Raw genomic sequence first — 4,201 nt, 5'->3', positions numbered from 1 at the left:
AGAGCACGCCATAAGCGTTAACACCATCGCGCAGGGAATGCCGGTGATCTCGGCTGAACCTGTGGTTCCTGCCCCGTGCGTTTTTGTTGCACGGGGGCCATGGGTGAGGCTGGTTCACCCGGCATTCCCTGCGCCCTCTTTTGTTTCCGGAGGGTGGATCGCTTGCAAGACTCGGATGAATCCCGTCGCGAGAACGTGGACGCGTGCCCATTCTCCGCTGTCATATCCGCGAAAGCGGGTATCCAGCATTCCAGAGGCGTCTCGTATGGGCACGACTGTCTCTTGAATGCTGGGTCGCCCGGTCCCGCCTACGCCAAGGGGCTTCGGCGGGCTCGCAAGCCGCGCGATGACAGTAGTGGCTGTTTGAAACGTTGAATCCGAACACGACGCGCATCGCGCCGCTACCCCGCCGTCCATTCCTCGGCGCTGGCGCCGGCGAGGGCGCGGACGCGGGCTTCATCGGCGGCGAGCTCGCGGGCGGGGCCGGCATAGACGATCGCACCGTCGTCGAGCACATAGGCGTCGTCGGCGATTTCGAGGCTCATGCGCGCGTTCTGCTCGACCAGGAGGACGGAAATGCCCTCGCTCTTCATCTGCTGCACGATGCGGAACACCTCGCGCACCACCAGCGGCGCCAGCCCCTGCGACGGCTCGTCGAGGATCAGGAGCCGCGGATTGACCAGCAGCGCGCGGGCGATCGACAGCATCTCCTGCTCGCCGCCGGAGAGCTGGCGGCCGCGATTGGTCTTGCGCTCCTCGAGGCGCGGAAACAGCTTGTAGATGCGCTCGATGGTCCACGGGCCGCCGCGCTCCAGCGGGACCTTGAGGTTTTCCTCCACGCTGAGATTGGCGAAGATGCGCCGGCCCTCCGGCACGTAGCCGACGCCGAGCGCGGCGATCCGGAAGGTCGGCCAGCGCGTGGTCTCCTCGCCGAGGATCGTGACCTTGCCCTCGCGCGGCGGCGTCAGGCCCATCAGGCTGCGCAAGGTCGTGGTCTTGCCGGCGCCGTTGCGGCCGAGCAGCGCGGTGATGCGGCCCTCGGCGACGTCGAGGCTGACGCCGTGCAGGATATGGCTCTTGCCGTAATAGGTGTGGACGCCCTGCGCGGTGAGTGCTGCGGTCATGCGGCGCTGCCCAGATAGGCGGCCTGCACGGCCTCGTTGGCGGCGATCTGTTGCGGCGTGCCCTGCGCCAGCATCCTCCCCTGGTCGAGCACGCAGACGCGGTCGGCGAGATGGAACACCACGCGCATGTCGTGCTCGATCAGCACGATCGAATACTGGCTGTCGCGGTGCAGGCGGCGGATCAGTTGCGTGATCTGGTAGGTCTCCTGGTCGCCCATGCCGGCGGTGGGCTCGTCGAGCAGCAGCAGGTGCGGCCGCAAGGCGAGCGCCATTGCGATTTCGGCGGCGCGCTGGTCGCCATGGGCGAGCTCGCCGACCAGCCGGTCGGCCTTGATATCCAGCGCGACCAGCTTCAGCGTCGTCTCGACATGCTTGTGGACGCGCGCGGCCTCGGTGCGGTTGATCCAGGGCCGCAGCCGATAGCCGTCGGCGACCTCGACCGCGATGCGGACGTTCTCGAACACCGTGAGCTCCGGGAAGATCTCGGTAATCTGGAAGGTCCGGGCCATGCCGCGGGTGACGCGCTCATGGGTTGCGAGCCTGGTGATGTCGTTGCCGTCGAAGATGATGGTGCCCGAAGTCGGCGGAAAAAAGCCGGAGATCAGGTTGAAGAAGGTGGTCTTGCCGGCGCCGTTCGGCCCGATGATGGCGCAGAGCTCACCCTTCGCGACATTGAGCGAGACGTCGCGCACCGCGACCAGGTTGCCGAAGCGCTTGGTGACGCCGTTGATCTCCAGAACGTTCACGCCTTGCTCCGTTGGAGGAAGCCGAGCAGGCCGCGCGGGAAGAACAGCACCACCAGCACGAACAGGAGGCCGACGAACGACATCCAGTTCACGGTGATGCTGGAGAGATAGTCCTGCAGCACCACGAACACGGCGGCGCCCAGCAGCGGGCCCCAGAAGCTGCGCATGCCGCCCATCACGGCCATCATGACGAAATCGCCGGACTGGCTGTAGTGCAGGCCGCGCGGATCGGCGAAATTGTTGACCAGCGCATAGAGCGCGCCGGCAAAGCCCATGAAGAAGCAGGACAGCGTGAACGCGATCCAGATGTGCCGTTCCACGGGAATGCCGAGGAAGCGCGAGCGGCGCTCGTTCTCTCGGATCGCGATCATGGTGCGGCCGAATGGCGAGCGCAGGATGAAGCCCATGGCGCCGACCGCGAGCGCGAAGCAGAACAGCACGAAATAATAGAAGGTATCGGCGTTGGTGAGGATGTCGAGCTTGAAGACGCCGAAATCGAGCGGCTGGCGCGCGAAGCCGCGCAGGCCGTCATCGCCGCCGGTGAGCGAGCTCCATTGGAACGCGACGTAGTAGAACACCTGGCCGAAGGCGATCGTCACCATCGCGAAATAGACGCCGCGCCGCCGCACGATCAGGGTGCCGAGGAGGGCGCCGCAGAGGCCGCCGAGCAGCATGCCGCCGAGGATCGCAAGCGGCGTCGAGAGCGCGAGGTATTTCAACGTCAGGCCGGCGCCATAGGCGCCGAGCCCGAACCAGGCGGCATGGCCGAACGACAACACGCCGGTGAAGCCGAGCAGGAAGTTGAGCGACATGGCGGCCAGCCCCAGCACCAGCACGCGGGTGGCGAGCGCGGTATAGCCGCCGAGCGGCGCCATCCAGTAGGGGGCAAGCAGCAGCACGATCCAGATCGCGGCGAGCACGATCAGCTTACGCGAATTGTCGGCGTTCAACTCATCATTCCTTCTTCGCCGAACAGCCCGCGCGGCCGGGTCAACAGGATCACCGCCATCATGACGTAGATGACGGCCTCGCTGGCGGCAGGGAAGAACACCGCGGTCACGCCGGACGCCACGCCGATCAGCAAGCCCCCGATCAGCGTGCCGGGCAGGCTGCCGATGCCGCCGACGATGATGGCGATGAAGGACGGCATCAGCAGGCCGGTGCCCATGGTCGGTTCGAGCCCGAGCTGGCCCGCCGCCAGCACGCCGGACAGCCCGGCGAGAAAGATGCCGACCGCGAAGTTGAGCGAGCGCAACAGCCGAACGTTGATGCCGAGCGCGGCGACGGTTTCGAGATCGAGCGTGCCGGCGCGGATGCGGACGCCGAGCCGCGTGTACCGCAACAGCAGGAACAAGAGCGCCACCGCGACGAACACCACGGCGACCATGAACAGCCGGTAGCCGGTGATGAAGAACAGCTCGTTGCTCAAGGGCAGCGCCAGGAAGGCCGGGATTTCGACCGGCTTGCCCTGCGGGCCGAAGATGAAGCGGGTGCCGTCCTCGATCATGAAGGCGAGGCCGAAGGTGAGGAGCAGGCTGTAGAGCGGGTCGCGGCCATAGAGCGGCCGGATCAGCACGCGCTCGACCGCGAGCCCGATCACGGCGGTGAGCGGCGGCGCCAACAGCAGCGCGCCCCAGAAGCCGACATAGGGCGAGATCGCGTATGCAATGTAGCCGCCGATAACGAGGAAGCCGCCATGGGCGAAGTTGATGACGTTACTGAGGTTGAGGATGAGCGACAGCCCGAGCGCCATCAGCACGTAGAAGGCGCCGACGATCAGCCCGTTGGTGATGTTGAAGAGGAGAAGCAGCGTCATGGTTCACCGCACGCCGGAAACGAAACGGCGCCTGGTTCGATGGCCAGGCGCCGGATGTCCTTGGTCAGGCCGGCCACTGCATCTTGCAGCCGGTGTCCTCCACCGAGCCGGCGGCCTTTTCGCCGGGGACCGGGTTCCTCACGGTGAACATGTTGTCGGGATCGCCCTTCGGCGGGTCGCCTCGCCGACGAACACCGTGCTCATCAGCTCGTGGTCGCCGGCGCGGTATTCCGGCGCACCGGGCTGCAACGCGATCTCGGGCGGCAGTTTGAAGCCGGACAGCGCGTGCGCGAGTTTGGGCGCGTCCAGCGTCTTCTCCTGGTTGGCGATCACGGCGAGGGTCTGCACCGAGACATAGCCGAACCAGTTGCGCGCGGTCGCGGCGCCCCCGGTGATCTTCTTCATCGCGGCGTTGAACTCGGCGACGTGCGGCACGCCCGGCTGGTCCCACCACCATTCCATGGTCCACCAGCCGACGCGGGCGTTGTCCGGCACCGCGCGGATGCTCTCCAGCT

General features: G+C 66.5%; 4 protein-coding genes and 1 pseudogene. All 5 read right to left on the bottom strand.

The window, feature by feature from the left end:
• Window positions 1-401 precede the first annotated feature (401 nt).
• The gene (locus JOY90_RS31835; protein ID WP_291695057.1) at window positions 402-1,124 is read right to left on the bottom strand and encodes an ABC transporter ATP-binding protein; all 723 of its coding nucleotides are present in this window, start codon (window positions 1,122-1,124) and stop codon (window positions 402-404) included.
• On the bottom strand, window positions 1,121-1,870 hold the full coding sequence (locus JOY90_RS31830) for an ABC transporter ATP-binding protein (RefSeq protein ID WP_291695056.1): 750 nt from the start codon (window positions 1,868-1,870) through the stop codon (window positions 1,121-1,123). Before JOY90_RS31830 ends, JOY90_RS31835 begins: the two co-directional genes overlap by 4 nt.
• Window positions 1,867-2,820, bottom strand: coding sequence for a branched-chain amino acid ABC transporter permease (locus JOY90_RS31825; protein ID WP_291695055.1), 954 nt, complete (start codon window positions 2,818-2,820; stop codon window positions 1,867-1,869). The genes JOY90_RS31830 and JOY90_RS31825 overlap by 4 nt, the downstream gene beginning before the upstream one ends.
• Window positions 2,817-3,686: a branched-chain amino acid ABC transporter permease gene (locus tag JOY90_RS31820; protein ID WP_291695054.1), complete on the bottom strand. Its 870-nt coding sequence runs from the start codon at window positions 3,684-3,686 to the stop codon at window positions 2,817-2,819. The genes JOY90_RS31825 and JOY90_RS31820 overlap by 4 nt, the downstream gene beginning before the upstream one ends.
• Before the next feature lie 138 nt (window positions 3,687-3,824).
• A pseudogene (locus JOY90_RS31815) lies at window positions 3,825-4,201 on the bottom strand (ABC transporter substrate-binding protein); the annotation flags it as partial.

The sequence above is a fragment of the Bradyrhizobium sp. genome (genome assembly GCF_019242285.1).
Lineage (GTDB): Bacteria > Pseudomonadota > Alphaproteobacteria > Rhizobiales > Xanthobacteraceae > Bradyrhizobium.
The sequence above is the reverse complement of the archived record's forward strand: the minus strand, read 5'-3'. Positions and strand labels throughout refer to the sequence as shown.